At 47.2% G+C, this 15,107-nt stretch carries 14 protein-coding genes, 1 rRNA gene and 1 other annotated feature (1 of these 16 running past the window's edge); of the genes, 14 read left to right on the top strand and 1 reads right to left on the bottom strand.

All coding sequences use genetic code 11. The annotated features are described in order from the left end of the window. From ACQ5DJ_RS23080 to pssA, 10 genes are all read left to right on the top strand, one after another. A 23S ribosomal RNA gene (locus tag ACQ5DJ_RS23080) occupies positions 1 to 156 on the top strand; the annotation flags it as partial. Positions 157 to 394: 238 nt separating this feature from the next. Next, positions 395 to 1,516, top strand: coding sequence for an MGDG synthase family glycosyltransferase (locus ACQ5DJ_RS23085; RefSeq protein ID WP_144618235.1), 1,122 nt, complete (start codon positions 395 to 397; stop codon positions 1,514 to 1,516). 29 nt (positions 1,517 to 1,545) lie between these two features. Continuing rightward, on the top strand, positions 1,546 to 2,232 hold the full coding sequence (locus ACQ5DJ_RS23090) for an HAD hydrolase-like protein (RefSeq protein ID WP_429844504.1): 687 nt from the start codon (positions 1,546 to 1,548) through the stop codon (positions 2,230 to 2,232). A gap of 188 nt (positions 2,233 to 2,420) precedes the next feature. Beyond that, the gene (locus tag ACQ5DJ_RS23095) at positions 2,421 to 2,885 is read left to right on the top strand and encodes a CtsR family transcriptional regulator (protein WP_144618231.1); all 465 of its coding nucleotides are present in this window, start codon (positions 2,421 to 2,423) and stop codon (positions 2,883 to 2,885) included. Positions 2,886 to 2,901: 16 nt separating this feature from the next. Beyond that, positions 2,902 to 3,420 (top strand): UvrB/UvrC motif-containing protein, encoded by a 519-nt coding sequence (locus ACQ5DJ_RS23100; protein WP_007716182.1) that lies wholly within the window; start codon positions 2,902 to 2,904, stop codon positions 3,418 to 3,420. 19 nt (positions 3,421 to 3,439) lie between these two features. Beyond that, positions 3,440 to 4,513, top strand: a complete 1,074-nt coding sequence (locus ACQ5DJ_RS23105; protein ID WP_429844505.1) for a protein arginine kinase — start codon at positions 3,440 to 3,442, stop codon at positions 4,511 to 4,513. A gap of 64 nt (positions 4,514 to 4,577) precedes the next feature. Continuing rightward, positions 4,578 to 7,028, top strand: a complete 2,451-nt coding sequence (locus ACQ5DJ_RS23110; RefSeq protein WP_106841303.1) for an ATP-dependent Clp protease ATP-binding subunit — start codon at positions 4,578 to 4,580, stop codon at positions 7,026 to 7,028. Positions 7,029 to 7,134: 106 nt separating this feature from the next. Next, on the top strand, positions 7,135 to 8,502 hold the full coding sequence (gene radA, locus ACQ5DJ_RS23115; protein ID WP_429844506.1) for a DNA repair protein RadA: 1,368 nt from the start codon (positions 7,135 to 7,137) through the stop codon (positions 8,500 to 8,502). An 8-nt stretch (positions 8,503 to 8,510) separates the two neighbouring features. Further along, on the top strand, positions 8,511 to 9,587 hold the full coding sequence (disA, locus tag ACQ5DJ_RS23120) for a DNA integrity scanning diadenylate cyclase DisA (RefSeq protein WP_144618225.1): 1,077 nt from the start codon (positions 8,511 to 8,513) through the stop codon (positions 9,585 to 9,587). A gap of 114 nt (positions 9,588 to 9,701) precedes the next feature. Beyond that, a complete protein-coding gene (pssA, locus tag ACQ5DJ_RS23125) occupies positions 9,702 to 10,430 on the top strand; it encodes a CDP-diacylglycerol--serine O-phosphatidyltransferase (protein ID WP_017247027.1) in 729 nt (242 codons plus the stop codon). A 95-nt stretch (positions 10,431 to 10,525) separates the two neighbouring features. On the opposite strand, the gene ACQ5DJ_RS23130 is transcribed toward pssA, so the two are convergent. Beyond that, positions 10,526 to 10,921: a hypothetical protein gene (locus ACQ5DJ_RS23130; protein ID WP_007716195.1), complete on the bottom strand. Its 396-nt coding sequence runs from the start codon at positions 10,919 to 10,921 to the stop codon at positions 10,526 to 10,528. Positions 10,922 to 11,207: 286 nt separating this feature from the next. Here ACQ5DJ_RS23130 and ACQ5DJ_RS23135 point away from each other — a divergent pair, with 286 nt between their 5' ends. The 4 genes from ACQ5DJ_RS23135 (at position 11,208) to gltX (ending at position 15,041) form a co-directional block, all read left to right on the top strand. Then, complete coding sequence (locus ACQ5DJ_RS23135) at positions 11,208 to 12,296, top strand: PIN/TRAM domain-containing protein (protein ID WP_327949153.1); 1,089 nt, start codon at positions 11,208 to 11,210, stop codon at positions 12,294 to 12,296. A gap of 27 nt (positions 12,297 to 12,323) precedes the next feature. Further along, positions 12,324 to 13,010, top strand: a complete 687-nt coding sequence (gene ispD, locus ACQ5DJ_RS23140) for a 2-C-methyl-D-erythritol 4-phosphate cytidylyltransferase (RefSeq protein WP_429844507.1) — start codon at positions 12,324 to 12,326, stop codon at positions 13,008 to 13,010. A gap of 3 nt (positions 13,011 to 13,013) precedes the next feature. Then, the gene (gene ispF / locus ACQ5DJ_RS23145) at positions 13,014 to 13,487 is read left to right on the top strand and encodes a 2-C-methyl-D-erythritol 2,4-cyclodiphosphate synthase (RefSeq protein ID WP_017247030.1); all 474 of its coding nucleotides are present in this window, start codon (positions 13,014 to 13,016) and stop codon (positions 13,485 to 13,487) included. Positions 13,488 to 13,574: 87 nt separating this feature from the next. Next, positions 13,575 to 15,041: a glutamate--tRNA ligase gene (gene gltX, locus ACQ5DJ_RS23150; RefSeq protein ID WP_429844508.1), complete on the top strand. Its 1,467-nt coding sequence runs from the start codon at positions 13,575 to 13,577 to the stop codon at positions 15,039 to 15,041. Positions 15,042 to 15,068: 27 nt separating this feature from the next. After that, positions 15,069 to 15,107: a binding site (T-box leader), on the top strand (it continues 224 nt past the right edge of the window).

Here is a 15,107-nt window from a genome sequence, read left to right on the forward strand (position 1 = left end):
GCTGAAAGCATCTAAGCGTGAAGCCCCCTCCAAGATGAGACTTCCCACAGCGCAAGCTGGTAAGACCCCTCATAGACGATGAGGTTGATAGGTTCGGTGTGGAAGCGCGGTAACGCGTGGAGCTGACGAATACTAATCGGTCGAGGACTTATCCACACACTTAGCAATCATGCGTATTCAGTTTTCAGGGAATGAAACTAACCTCTTTACCCCAGAATGGGTAAGGAGGTTTTTCGTTTTTATAGCAAAAAGTCAAACTCGCGATTATTTTGTCGATAAGTTAGGCCGAATGACCGACAAGTTCCCTCTTGCAGACGGGTCTTGGGGTAGACTAACATGAGAAGGTAGCTGATCCAGGCGTTGGAGTAGGCGAGGTTATGAAGGAGAATCGTTCATGAAAAAAATTCTAATCTTTTCCGCTTCCATCGGTAACGGACACAACCAGGCAGCGCGGGCCATGCAAGAAAGCTTGGCTGAGAGTGGTTGCACATCAATGATCATCGATACGTTGGAATATATTAGCCCCACCTTTCACAAGATTTTGCTGGAAAGCTATATGAATCTGTTAAGGCTGTCACCCAAGATGTGGGGGAGAATTTACCATAATACAGAAAAAACCCGTTTCTTCGATATGAATGTGCTGATGAATAAATTATTGGCAAACAAACTGAAAAAGCTGATCAACAGTGTACAGCCTGATGCCTTTATTGCTACGCATCCGTTTGCAAGTTGTATGCTCTCCGTACTGAAAGGGAGAAATGATTGGAAGGAACCAATCTATACGATCATTACTGACTATACCATCCATCCTTCATGGATTAATCACCATATCAATTATTACTTCATCGGCCATGAACAACTGTATTACCTGTTAGATGTTTATCGACAGGACCATCAAAAATTCATTCCGATGGGCATACCCATCATGAAAAAATTCAGCTTGCCATTGGACCCTGATTTGATTCGACAAAAGCTAGGCCTCGCTCCTGGACAAAAGAGCATTATTCTTTCAGGGGGCGGATTGGGTCTCGGCTCGATGGAAAAGGTATTAGATGGGCTAGAAGAGATTAACATTCCTCTGAAAACCTTTGTGTTAACAGGGACAAATGACAAGCTGTACAATAAAGTGATAAACCGTACGTATCGCCATGAAGTCGTTCCACTAAAATTCATCAATAACTTCCACGAATACTTGGAGACGGCTGATTTAATTGTCACCAAATCAGGCGGACTTACATCAGCTGAAGTAATGAGTAAACGGGTACCCATGATTATTTACAACCCTCTGCCTGGACAGGAAGAGAGGAACAGCCACTTTTTGCTCAATAATGGATGTGCGGTACATGCCAATCTGTCGGAGCAATTGATTTACTTTATCGATGAACTATTGCATAGCCCGTCCAAGGTGGACTATATGCGCAGAATGGGACAGAAAATCTCGAAGCCAGATGCTGCACAACGAATTACCGAGTTTATCATGGATGATATGAATATGTTGCCAGGAGAAGTAGAATAGCTGCCTAGCCAGACAAAATGGAGGAACCCATGACTGTACCATTCGCCATATTATTTGATATGGATGGCACGTTACTGCAAACAGAAAAGTTGTCGACACCCGCATTTATTCGAACGTTTGACCAGCTTCGTCAAAAAGGGCTATGGCAAGGGGAAACCCCTGACGAGCGTGAACTGATCAATGTACTGGGAATGACGATTGAGCAGATCTGGGACAAATTGCTACCGGGCGCGAGTGAAGAAGCCATTCGCTCAGCAGACGCTTTCTTGCTAGATAATGAAATCCAGTTACTCAAAGAAAGAGTGACCGAGCTATATCCGGATGTAAAATCAACCTTGGAAACGCTACGTGAGAAAGGATTTGTTTTGTTTGTAGCAAGCAATGGGCAGGAAGAGTACATCGATGCCATTTGTGAGGAATACGAGTTAAAGCCGCTGATGACCGATCTGTACTCAGCCGGCCGTTTCCGTACACATTCCAAAAATGACCTGGTTGCAAAATTGTTGTCTGATTACAAAATCGGGCAGGCCATCATGGTAGGAGATCGTCACTCCGACGTGGAAGCAGGCAAGACAAACGGTTTATTTACCATTGGATGCGACTTTGGTTTTGCCAAACCAGGCGAGCTTGATGGGGCAGATGTCATCATTACCAGCTTCACTCAGCTACTGAATCATTTGCCATCAATCGACACCAATACACAAGAACAAACATAAACCATTCCTCAGGGAGTGGTTTTTTTGTTGATCATGTCCAAGTTTCAAGCGACCTTCTTTTGCCCACACTAGAATGTGTAAGGGACACTTGCGGGTACGCACTAAACCCATTATAATTAACGTCAAAGATAGTCAAAGTCAATAGGCAACCTCATAAGAACATACACAGAGGAATAGGAGGCGATGACTTGCGTAACATCTCGGACATCATTGAACATCACTTGAAAAGCATCATTACAAACAGTCCCAATGGATTGATCGAGATTCAGCGTAGTGAGCTTGCCGACCATTTTCAATGTGTGCCGTCTCAGATCAATTACGTCATCAATACGCGCTTTACCGTTCAAAAAGGATACATTGTAGAGAGTAAGCGCGGGGGCGGCGGGTATATTCGCATACGCAAGGTGCAGATTGTCAGCAAAGCACGCTTGCAGGAATTGCTAACAGAAGAACTGATTGGTGAGAGCATTAGTCAGAGCGTGGGAAACGCGATCGTAGAAAGACTATTAGAAGAAGGATTAGTCAACATCAGAGAAGCCACCTTGATGAAAATCGCTACCTCGCGAAACGTATTGACGCTAGAAGCTGAATTGCGGGATCGTTTGCGGGCAAATATTTTAAAGCAGATGATCGCAGCAATCTTGTTGAAGTAAAAGGAGGTATGATGTTGTGAACTGTGAGGAATGCGGAAAACGACCGGCGACACTTCATTTGACGAAAATCGTCAATGGCGAAAAAACCGAATACCATATTTGCGAGCAGTGTGCTCATGAAAAAGGGGACGTCTTTACCGGCTTTCACAACTTCAGCATCAACAATCTCCTGTCAGGACTTTTAAAATTTGATCCCATGCAAAAGAATGGACGCGAAACGGCAACGAATAAGCCGCTTCAATGCGAAACATGTGGACTCACATATTCTCAATTTAGTAAAAGCGGCCGATTTGGCTGTAGTGATTGCTACACCTTTTTGGGTGATCGACTGGACCCCCTTTTCCGCCGGATTCACGGAAACACACAGCATAGTGGAAAAGTACCAGAGCGTACCGGTGGCAAACTGAAGATCCGTAAAGAGCTGGAGCAACTAAAGCAAGCGCTGCAAAGTCATGTCGCCAGTGAAGAGTTCGAGAAGGCAGCAGAAATGCGTGATCGAATTCGAGCATTGGAACAAAAAATGGCCCAATCGTAGCAAGGGAGGTTAGCTGGTTATGTCCCAAAAGCAGTTTATGCAAAACCCGTGGAGCAATTGGATGAAAGGAGAAGGTCCTGATTCCGACATTGTCATTAGTACACGGCTGCGTATCGCCCGTAACCTGCGCCAGCACCCCTTTCCGTTAATGGCAACGGACTCGCAGGGCGAGGAAGTCGTCAGAAAGGTAACGGAAGTAAGCGATTCGGAGGCAATGCGCAAAAGGCATCAGCTTCAGGTCATCCAAATGGACCAAATTAACCCGTTAGAAAAAAGGGTGCTCGTTGAAAAGCATCTGATTAGCCCTCATCTGGCAGAGGAATCTCGCAAAGGTGCCGTATTACTTCGTGAAGATGAGTCCGTCAGCATTATGGTTAATGAAGAAGACCACATTCGAATACAGGTACTATTACCCGGGTTTCGTTTGAACGAGGCATGGGAAATAGGAACGAAGTTAGACGACATTTTTGAGAAAAACTTGAACTACGCTTTCGACGAAACACGAGGATATCTGACAAGCTGCCCAACCAATGTGGGTACGGGAATTCGTGCATCTGTGATGTTGCACTTGCCGGCTCTGGTGATGACGCAGCAGATCAGCAGAATTTTACAGGCAATTAATCAAGTTGGTCTAGTCGTTAGAGGAATTTACGGAGAGGGCAGCGAAGCTCTAGGGAATCTTTTTCAGTTATCCAATCAGGTCACACTGGGGATGTCTGAGTCGGATATCCTTTCCAATCTCTACGGTGTAGCTAGACAAATTATTGAGCAAGAGCGTGTGGCACGTGCTTATTTGCTGGAGCATACTCGGGTTTCTTTGGAGGATCGGATTTTTCGGTCGTATGGCATCCTGATGTACGCTCGCACGGTAGAGTCCAAGGAGGCAGCTCAGCGTCTGTCCGATGTACGTCTGGGGATTGATCTAGGCATCATTCCTAATGTATCTCCGCTGGTCCTAAACGAACTGTTAGTCACGACACAGCCAGGGTTTTTACAGCACCACGCTGGACAAAAGCTCACTCCGGACCAACGCGACGAAAGAAGGGCCAGGCTGATCCGCGAACGTCTGCGCATAGTAGAATCACAAGAGTAACGTAATGGTATCACGCAATTGTTAACCTATAGAGAAAAAACACGGTTATACGGAGGTGTACGATATGATGTTTGGACGTTTTACAGAACGAGCACAAAAAGTACTGGCGCTTGCCCTGGAAGAGGCGGTTCGTCTCGGACACAAAGATATTGGGACAGAGCATGTGCTGCTGGGACTTATTCGAGAAGGCGAAGGGATTGCGGCGAAGGCACTGCAATCACTTGGGCTTGGCCTCGATAAAATCCAGAGTGAAGTGGAGTCGTTAATCGGGCGAGGAACAGAGCAGTCCGGTAGTAATTACACACCAAACTATACACCTCGCGCCAAAAAGGTTATTGAACTATCGATGGACGAAGCCCGCAAACTGGGTCATACCTATGTGGGGACTGAACATATTTTGCTTGGCTTGATTCGTGAAGGAGAGGGCATTGCTGCGAGAATCATGAACAATTTGGGCGTTAGCCTGAACAAGGCACGTCAACAGGTGCTCCAGCTTCTTGGCAGCTCGGAAATGATGGCATCTCATCAACCGTCTGGAGGGAACCCAGCGGCGAATACGCCGACATTGGACGGCTTGGCAAGGGATCTGACAGCAATCGCTCGTGATGGTGGGTTGGACCCGGTCATCGGTCGCCAAAAAGAAATCGAGCGTGTGATCCAAGTACTTAGCAGACGTACTAAGAATAACCCTGTTTTGATTGGGGAGCCTGGCGTCGGGAAAACAGCTATCGCAGAAGGTCTTGCCCAAAAAATCGTGAACAACGAAATTCCAGAGACCCTTCGTGATAAGCGCGTCATGACACTCGATATGGGAACCGTTGTTGCGGGAACCAAGTATCGCGGTGAGTTCGAAGATCGTCTGAAAAAAATCATGGACGAAATTCGCCAAGCAGGAAACATCATCCTGTTTATTGATGAGCTGCATACCTTGATTGGTGCGGGTGGAGCAGAAGGCGCAATTGATGCTTCCAACATTTTGAAGCCTGCTCTGGCACGTGGCGAGCTACAGTGCGTAGGTGCCACTACGCTGGATGAATATCGCAAGTACATCGAAAAAGACGCGGCACTGGAGCGTCGTTTCCAACCGATTCAGGTTGATGAACCGACGGCGGAGGATGCGATTCGTATCCTGCATGGCCTTCGTGATCGTTACGAAGCCCACCATCGTGTCAAAATTACCGATGAAGCAATCGAGCAGGCAGTAAAACTGTCTGACCGCTATATTACGGAACGCTTCCTGCCTGACAAGGCAATCGACTTGGTCGACGAGGCGGCATCCAAAGTTCGCTTGCAATCCTTTACGGTTCCACCAAACCTCAAAGAGCTGGAGGGACGTCTGGAAGAGGTGCGCAAGGAAAAAGACGCTGCCGTACAATCACAAGAATTCGAGGAAGCAGCAGCACTTCGCGATCAGGAGCAAAAGCTGCGCGAAGAACTGGATAAAACGAAAAAAGACTGGAAAGAGCGCCAAGGCCAGCTGAACATGGAGGTTACGCCGGAAGACATCGCACAAGTAGTGGCGAGCTGGACGGGTATCCCTGTGTTGAAACTGAAGGAAGAAGAAACCGAGCGCTTGCTGAAGATGGAAGAGATTTTGCACGATCGCGTCATTGGCCAAGATGAAGCAGTCAAATCCATCTCGCGTGCGATCCGCCGTGCCCGTGCTGGTTTAAAAGACCCGAAACGCCCGATCGGCTCGTTTATCTTCCTGGGACCTACCGGTGTGGGTAAAACCGAATTGGCTCGTGCCGTTGCAGAGACGCTTTTCGGCGACGAGGATGCCATGATTCGTGTAGATATGTCCGAGTACATGGAGAAGCATTCCACCGCTCGTCTGGTAGGTGCCCCTCCTGGCTATGTAGGCTTTGACGAAGGTGGTCAGCTGACCGAAAAAGTGCGTCGCAAGCCTTACTCCGTCATTTTGCTGGACGAAATCGAGAAAGCTCATCCAGACGTATTCAACATCCTGCTACAAGTATTGGATGATGGTCGTCTGACGGACTCCAAGGGACGTACCGTCGATTTCCGCAATACGGTTGTCATTATGACTTCCAACGTCGGAGCCAGCATGATCAAGAAAAATACGACGCTCGGCTTCACGACCAACGATTCGGAAAGAAAGTATCAGGATATGAAGGACAAAGTCATGGATGAGCTGAAGAAGAGCTTCCGTCCTGAGTTCTTGAACCGTATCGACGAAGTCATCGTATTCCACTCTTTGGAGCAAGAGCACATCGAGCAAATCGTATCTCTCATGACAGATGAGCTGCGTAAACGTTTGAAAGAGCAAGACATTGATTTCCAATTGACCGAAGAAGCCAAGAAAGTATTGGCAAAAGAAGGCTTTGATCCGGCCTATGGTGCACGCCCGCTGCGTCGTGCTATCCAGCGCCACATCGAGGATAATTTGTCCGAGGAATTGCTCAAGGGCACGATTAGTAAAGGCGATACCGTCAATATCGAAGCCGAAGAAGGCAAGCTGGTTGTTAAGCGTCTCGAAAAAACGAAATCATAAGCTGGGTTGAAACGTAATAGAATGCCTCCTGATTCGGGAGGTATTCTTTTTTTGGGCGCGTAATTATGATAAAAGTAGAGAAAGAAATCCAAGTGAGGGTGCGACTATGTCAAAGTATAAAACGAAATACGCGTGTCAAGAATGTGGCTATGAATCGCCAAAATGGATGGGAAAATGCCCAGGGTGCAGCAGTTGGAACACCTTGGTGGAGGAAGTGACGGTAAAAACTGCACATCGTCACGAAGGGATGAGCGGCGGCCAGCGCCAATCTGCGATTCCATTGACCCAGGTAGCCAGTGAAGAAGAGCCACGCATGGATACGACAATCGGAGAATTGAATCGTGTTCTTGGTGGCGGACTTGTTCCGGGTTCACTCATTTTAGTTGGGGGGGACCCCGGAATCGGAAAATCGACATTGCTTTTGCAGACATCTTTTGCCTTGGCTCATCAAGGGGCGAAGGTTCTCTATGTATCTGGAGAGGAGTCGGCAAAACAAATCAAAATTCGCGCGGATCGACTCCATTTGCAAACGCCGCCGATGTTTGTATTGGCAGAAAATGATTTGGATTTGATCGAACAGCATATTAATCAAGTAGACCCGGATGTGCTGATTATTGACTCGATCCAGACCGTGTTTCACCCGACGATCCAATCGGCTGCTGGAAGTGTCGCACAAGTGCGGGAGGCGACTGCCCAATTGATGCGGATTGCAAAAGGGAAAGGAATTGGTACCTTCATTGTCGGTCACGTTACCAAGGAAGGCTCCATCGCCGGTCCGCGTATGCTTGAGCACATGGTAGATGCTGTTCTCTATTTTGAAGGGGAGCGCCACAATACGTTTCGAATTTTGCGCGCCGTCAAAAACCGCTTTGGTTCGACAAACGAAATCGGTATTTTCGAGATGAAGGATCGCGGTTTGGAGGAAGTGGCGAATCCTTCTGAGATATTTTTGGCAGAGCGTCCATTTGGTGTTGCGGGTTCCACGGTCGTAGCCAGCATGGAGGGCACACGTCCCGTTTTGGTTGAGCTACAAGCTCTCGTTGCCCCGACTAGCTTTGTAACCCCACGGAGAACGGCAACAGGGGTCGATCATCAGCGTGTGGCGATGATCATGGCAGTGTTGGAAAAGCGCATGGGCATGATGCTGCAAAATCAGGATGCGTATGTAAACGTAGCAGGCGGTGTCAGATTGGATGAGCCAGCGGTTGATTTGGCGATTGCCGTAAGCATTGCTAGCAGTTTCCGTGACCACGCTACCAATCCGCATGATGTCGTTATCGGAGAAATTGGCCTGACTGGTGAGGTGCGCGGTGTCTCACGTATTGAGCAACGAGTACGAGAAGCACATAAGTTAGGCTTTAAGCGTGTTATCATCCCGGAGAAAAACATCCGCGGTCTGGATGCGCCAGCAGATATTCAAGTAATTGGTGTGAGCAATATTGCCGATGCGTTGAACGAGGTGATAAGGAGGTAGGAGTGGGCATGCAGGGGAACATCAAAAGAGCTCCGCAATTCGGTGATGTGCTTCGTCTCGTGGCACCCGGTACACAGCTTCGTGAAGGATTGGAAAATGTTTTACGGGCTAAAACCGGGGGCTTGATCGTCATTGGGTGCGGTCCAGAGATGAAGACGATCGTCGATGGCGGTTTTTCCATCAATTGTGATTTTTCTCCTGCCCATTTGTATGAATTAGCGAAGATGGATGGGGCGATTATAGTAAGTGAAGACGCAAAACGCATCCTGTACGCGAATACGCAAATCTTCCCACCCTCCTCAATCCCTACGAGCGAGACGGGGACACGGCATCGTACAGCGCAACGGACAGCCATTCAAACGAACCATCTGGTCATTGCTATCTCTCAGCGTCGCAATGTGATCACGCTGTACCAGGGGAATTTCCGGTATGTCTTAAGTGAAATCAGTGTCATTTTGGCCAAGGCGAATCAGGCTGTATCTACCCTTGAGAAATACAAGGCCGTACTTGATCAAACATTGACGAATCTCGGTGCGTTAGAATTCGAGGAGCTCGTTACTTTACACGAAGTTGCCTCGGTTTTGCAACGGATTGAGATGGTGTTACGTATTAAGACAGAGGTCTCCAAGTACATATGTGAGCTAGGGGTAGAAGGAAGGCTCGTCAGTATGCAGTTGGAAGAACTGGTTTCAAACATTGAGGAAGAGGCACACATGCTTATCCGGGATTATTCCCGAGATCCATCCTATTCGCCTGATCTCGTGCTGCGGGACATGAAAAAATTGAACTCGGAGGAAATGCTGGAACTCACTTCTTTTTTGCGAACGCTGGGGTATTCCTCCAATGCCAGTATGCTGGATGAGTCCGTTTCCCCTAGAGGTTATCGGATCCTGTACAAGATCCGGCGTTTGCCCGTTACGATCATCTCAAATCTGGTAGAGCATTTTCATCATCTGCCGCGAATCATGATGGCAACGATTCAGGAATTAGACGAAGTGGAAGGCATTGGCGAGGTCCGAGCGAGAGCGATTAAAGAGGGGCTGAAACGGATTCAAGAACAAGTGTTCATTGACAGACACATTTAAAGTAGAATAGGATAAAGGCATTATTTGTATTCAGCATTTGCCTAGGGGACTTGGATAAAAACAAGGTCGACAGGATAACCTGCTCCTTACGCAAAAGAAATCAGGAGGTAGTCTATGTTCGTGAAATCGTTACCGAACATACTAACCGTAAGCAACTTGTTTCTGGGAGTTTTAGCAATTATTCTTGCGTTTCGAGGCGATCAATACGTCGAATATGCAGCGATCACAGTGATCATTGGTATGCTGGCAGACGGGCTGGATGGACGTGTAGCTCGTATGTTGAATGCCCAAAGCGAGTTCGGAAAGGAACTGGATTCACTTTCTGACGTCATTACGTTTGGGATTGCGCCAGCGTTCATCATGTATGTTGTCGTCTTGCAACACTTTGATTTGCTTGGGATTCTCATTACAGCCATTTTTCCGATCTGTGGTGCGCTGCGTTTGGCGCGTTTTAACGTACAGGCCGGGGTTCCGGGGTATTTCATCGGTTTGCCGATTACGGCAGCGGGGGGCGTACTGGCTACGCTCGCACTCTATCACCAAGTGTTCACTCCGGTATTGCTTGCCGTAAGTATGTTGCTACTTGCCTTTTTGATGGTATCAAAGGTCAAGTATCCTAACTTTAAAAAAGTGGGGATTCCAAAGTCTGCTTACTGGATCACACCCATTATCATCGCGATTGTGGTTGTTGTAGCGATTAAGTATCCGCAGCAATTTCCAAAAATCGTCTTCTTGCCACTCGCTTTTTATGCATTGTACGGAATAAAAAAAAACGTTGACTTTCTCGTCAAAAAATTACGTAAGCGTAAGAACAAAGAGGAAGAATCCGTACCGTTTGAATAGTTACGGCATAAAAAAACCCACACTTCAATGTGCGGGTTTTTCTTTTTTGTATGCAACTTTTTTTAGGGTTCATTCGTAATACGAGTAACGGACTTTTAAGACAGATTGAAGACACCCAAAGTATTCAGTCGGTTGGATTCTTTCTGAAGCACATCTTCTAGCTTAATGTCAGTAATATTGCACAAGGCAGTGAGGTAAAAGAGGTTTTTGCCAAGTTCAGCAGTAACTACATCGCGACAATGCTCGCACAGCGGTCCGTTAAAGTGGGTGTCCAAATGGGACTTGTTGTCCTCCAGATTCTTGTTCGAATCATACGTCTGTTTTTTGGCAACCACTTCGACACAGCCGCATTCGGTGATGGCTTTTGTCAGTGAACGGTTAATACGGGATGCCGTTTCCTGAACTTTGGACATGACGTCCAGTACGCTACGATGTCTGATTAAAAGCTCGGATACTTGCGTTTGAAAGTCGTCTATGTTTCGATTGTCCATCTGGTTCACCTCTGCTTTAGGCTGGTAGTATCGTCAAAATTTTCTATCATTACGATACTGACATTATAAGAAGGGAGTTAGCTCCCTGTCAATTTATCATCGAAGGAAACGAGTGTTCCCGGGTTGACGAGAAAATGACAACTATGTTAAAATTTTTGGCTATTTGACATGGCAAAATCTTTTTTGCTATAGTGAGGGAAAGTAAAATGAAGCATTATAATGATTTGGAAAAAAATAGGTTTTTACTTTTAGGCTTCTGTCTATATTAGTAAAAGGAGGTGAAGGCATGTTACGCCGAGTAGGAAAATTCATTTTTGTTTTGATTGGTGGCGGATTGGGGTATCGCTTTGGTGACGAACTGTTTTCGTTGCTCGATCCACTGTTAAACTTTGGTGTAGTAGCCGGATCGCAATATATTGGAGCTGTACTAGGTGCCATCTTGTTTTTCTTTTTAGCGAATTGGGTTGTGGATTATGTTCTGCGCATCGTTCGATGGGGTGAAGAGACACTCGTCAAAATGCCGGTTGTCGATGTGATGTTCGGAGCGATGGGGTTGATTAGTGGTCTTATTATTGCATTCTTATTATTCCTGCCCATCAGTAAAATTCCGATTCCATTTGTAGGAGATCTTTTGCCGTTAATCGTTTCCGGGTTGCTAGGTTATTTGGGCTTCCAGGTAGGATTTCGCAAGCGGGACGAGATTATGTCGGTATTTTCGATTGGACGTAAGGATAAGAAAAAGGATAGTGCAACAACTGCTGTTAACTTGGAAAACAAAATTCTCGATACAAGTGTCATCATTGACGGACGCATCGCAGATATTTGCCGTACCGGCTTTCTAGAAGGGGTACTGGTTATTCCGGGATTTGTGCTAGAGGAGCTGCAGCATATCGCCGATTCCTCCGATGTACTGAAGAGAAACCGCGGTCGTCGTGGTCTGGATATCTTGAACAAGATTCAAAAGGAAATGAAGGTAAAGGTTCAGATTTGGGAAGGCGATTTTGAAGAAGTATCCGAGGTGGACAGCAAGCTGATCAAGCTCGCAAAGCTCATTAACGGAAAGGTCGTAACAAACGACTTTAACTTGAACAAGGTATGTGAGCTGCAAGGTGTTGGGGTCTTGAACATCAATGATTTGGCGAATGCAGTCAAGCCTGTTGTTTTACCTGGGGAAGAAATGAACGTTCAAGTCATCAAGGATGGGAAAGAGCACGGTCAGGGTGTCGCTTATCTGGACGATGGCACGATGATTGTTGTAGAGGGCGGACGAGAATACATCGGGAACGACGTCGATGTTCTCGTAACGAGTGTACTGCAAACTTCAGCAGGACGTATGATCTTCGCCAAACCAAAGTTGCTGGAACGAGCGTTATAGAAAAGACAACAGGAGAGGGATGAATCAGTGAGTACGGGTGTCGTGATCGTTGCAGCCGGTTCGGGTAAACGAATGGGTGGACAACGAAACAAGTTGTGGTTACCGCTTGCGGGCGAGCCGATCTTGGCTCATACGGTACGTCTTTTTGCTACTCATCCCAACATTGATGAAGTTGTGCTAGTGGTGAGTGAAGCAGACTACGCAGAAGTATTGACCTTGATCTCGGCTGAAAAGCTGACGGTTGTGGTTACTCTGGGTGGAGCAGAGCGACAAGACAGTGTGAGAAATGGCTTGGCATCACTATCCGCAAATTGCGATTACGTACTAGTTCACGATGCTGCCCGTCCTTTCGTCACTCGCAAACAGATCAGTGACATGATCAAACAGGTGCAACAAGATCAGGCAACGATCATGGCAGTACCTGTCAAAGATACGATTAAAGTGGTGGGGGCAACAGGACTTGTAGAGTCAACCCCAGCACGGGAAAGCTTGTGGGCGGTTCAAACCCCACAAGCTTTTCGTATGTCTTTATTGCGAGAGGCACATCAGGCAGCAGAGGCAGCGGGGAAGCTGGGTACGGATGATGCGATGTTGGTTGAGTGGCTGGGTCATCCGGTATCGATTATGCACGGAAGCTATGAGAACATTAAGATTACTACGCCAGACGATCTGTGGTTTGGTGAAGAGATATTGCGGAAACGAAAGGGAGAATAGCTCATGCGTATTGGTCAAGGTTTTGACGTGCATCAATTAGTAGAGGGGCGTCCATGTATTATCGGAGGCGTCACCATCCCGTATGAAAAAGGCTTGCTAGGGCATTCTGACGCGGATGTTCTCCTCCATGCGATTAGTGACGCGATTCTTGGAGCGATTGGTGAGGGGGATATTGGCCGTCATTTCCCAGATACAGACCCGGCTTTCAAGGATGCGGATAGCGTAAAGCTGCTGGAGCATGTATGGAAGTTGGTTCGGGAGCGCGGCTACCGTTTAGGAAACGTGGATGCAACGATCATTGCCCAAGCGCCGAAGATGGCGCCGTACATCCCGCAAATGTGTGAGGTCATTGCACGCGTGCTGGAGGCAGAAGATCTCTCGCAAGTGAATGTGAAAGCGACTACCTCCGAGAAACTCGGTTTTACAGGCAGAGGGGAAGGAATCGCTGCACAGGCAGTATGCTTGCTTGTCAAGTAGAAGGGCAAGGTGTAACATAAAGCCTTAGATACGTTTTTACTTAGGTTAAGGTTATAGCCTTTTACATTTATAAGGATGGTGCTACCAATGGCGAAAGAAATTCGCACTCGTTATGCGCCGAGTCCTACGGGGCATTTACACATCGGCGGTGCGCGAACAGCGCTCTTTAATTATCTTTTTGCGAAACATCACGGTGGTTCGTTCATCGTTCGGATTGAGGATACGGACCAAACGCGCAATAAGGAAAATGCAGACGAAGAGCAAATGAAAAACCTGAAATGGCTCGGCGTAACATGGGAAGAGGGTACAGACGTTGGGGGACCATATGGACCGTACCGTCAAACAGAGCGCCTGGACATTTATCGGAAATATATCGATCAACTGTTGGCAGAAGGCAAAGCATACTACTGCTACGCGACAAAAGAAGAGCTGGATGCAGAACGTGAGGAACAGCTCGCGCGTGGAGAGACACCACGCATTCTGGAAAAGCACCGCCATGTAACGGACGAGCAGCGTGCTCAATACGAAGCAGAAGGGCGAGTGCCATCCATTCACTTCCTCGTTCAGGATGATCGCGAGTATGTCGTGAATGACCTGATTCGTGGCCAAGTAACATTTAACTCCAACGAGATGGGCGATTTCGTTATTTGCCGTCCGGATGGAATTCCTACATACAACTTCGCTGTTGTAGTGGATGACTATTTGATGAAAATTAGCCACGTCATTCGTGGAGAAGAGCATCTGTCCAACTCGCCTCGTCAATTGATGATTTATGAAGCGTTTGGATGGGAAGCGCCTGACTTTGCTCACTTGGCACTGATCCTCAACCAAGATGGCAAAAAGATGTCCAAGCGCGACGAGAGCATTCTTCAGTTCATTGAACAATACCGTGACCTCGGCTTCTTGCCAGAAGCAATCGTGAACTTCCTTGTTCTTTTGGGATGGTCTCCAGGTGGCGAAGAAGAGATTTTCTTAATGGAAGATCTGATCAAGCTGTTCTCAATGGACCGCGTGAATAAGTCGCCAGCTGTGTTTGATGCAACGAAGATGAACTGGATGAACAACTTCTATTTGAAGCGTCAACCGCTGGATATGATTACAGACATGTGTATCCCGCATCTGCAAAAAGCTGGCTTCATCGAAGAGAGTTTGTCTGCTGAGAAGCGCGAATGGGTTCGCAGTATCGTAGGCCTGTACCAAGAGCAAATGTCCTACTGTGCGCAAATCGTTCCGTTGGCGGCTCTTTTCTTCCTCGACGAAGTGGTGTACGATGAAGAAGCAACTCTGGTGCTAAAAGAACCGCAATTGCCGGAAGTACTTGCTTCCTTTGTGAAACACCTTTCTGCCCAGGGTGCATATAATGTGGATGTTATTAAAGCGGCACTCAAAGACGTGCAAAAGGAAACGGGTCACAAGGGCAAGGCATTGTTCATGCCGGTCCGCGTAGGAGCAACTGGTCAGGCGCATGGTCGCGATCTGGCGGAGACGTTGTATCTGCTTGGACGTGACAAGGTGATTGCACGTGCAGAGCAAGTAATTGCAAACGGTCAGTAAGTAATGGCTGGTTTTCTTTTATAAATAAGGAATGCGACGATCAGGAGAAGTACAACAGTCTGCACA

Origin of the sequence: Brevibacillus sp. FIR094 (assembly GCF_050477165.1) — a bacterium.
Classification (GTDB): Bacteria; Bacillota; Bacilli; order Brevibacillales; family Brevibacillaceae; genus Brevibacillus.